A 770-nucleotide genomic window follows, 5' to 3' on the forward strand; every position below is an offset into this window, starting at 1 on the left:
GGGCACGAGAAACCTTGTCTGAATATGGGGGGACCATCCTCCAAGGCTAAATACTACTGACTGACCGATAGTGAACCAGTACCGTGAGGGAAAGGCGAAAAGAACCCCGGAGAGGGGAGTGAAATAGATCCTGAAACCGTATGCGTACAAGCAGTGGGAGCCCACTTTGTTGGGTGACTGCGTACCTTTTGTATAATGGGTCAGCGACTTATATTCAGTGGCAAGCTTAACCGAATAGGGGAGGCGTAGCGAAAGCGAGTCTTAATAGGGCGTTTAGTCGCTGGGTATAGACCCGAAACCGGGCGATCTATCCATGGGCAGGTTGAAGGTTAGGTAACACTGACTGGAGGACCGAACCGACTACCGTTGAAAAGTTAGCGGATGACCTGTGGATCGGAGTGAAAGGCTAATCAAGCTCGGAGATAGCTGGTTCTCCTCGAAAGCTATTTAGGTAGCGCCTCATGTATCACTGTAGGGGGTAGAGCACTGTTTCGGCTAGGGGGTCATCCCGACTTACCAAACCGATGCAAACTCCGAATACCTACAAGTGCCGAGCATGGGAGACACACGGCGGGTGCTAACGTCCGTCGTGAAAAGGGAAACAACCCAGACCGTCAGCTAAGGTCCCAAAGTCATGGTTAAGTGGGAAACGATGTGGGAAGGCTTAGACAGCTAGGAGGTTGGCTTAGAAGCAGCCACCCTTTAAAGAAAGCGTAATAGCTCACTAGTCGAGTCGGCCTGCGCGGAAGATGTAACGGGGCTCAAACCAT

The 770-nt window shown here is 51.7% G+C and carries 1 rRNA gene; it reads left to right on the plus strand.

Annotation, left to right across the window (positions count from 1 at the left end):
• Positions 1-770 (plus strand): 23S ribosomal RNA (locus JL015_RS27550); the annotation flags it as partial.

The organism is Pseudomonas cichorii, from assembly GCF_015471405.1.
Lineage (GTDB): Bacteria > Pseudomonadota > Gammaproteobacteria > Pseudomonadales > Pseudomonadaceae > Aquipseudomonas > Aquipseudomonas serbiensis.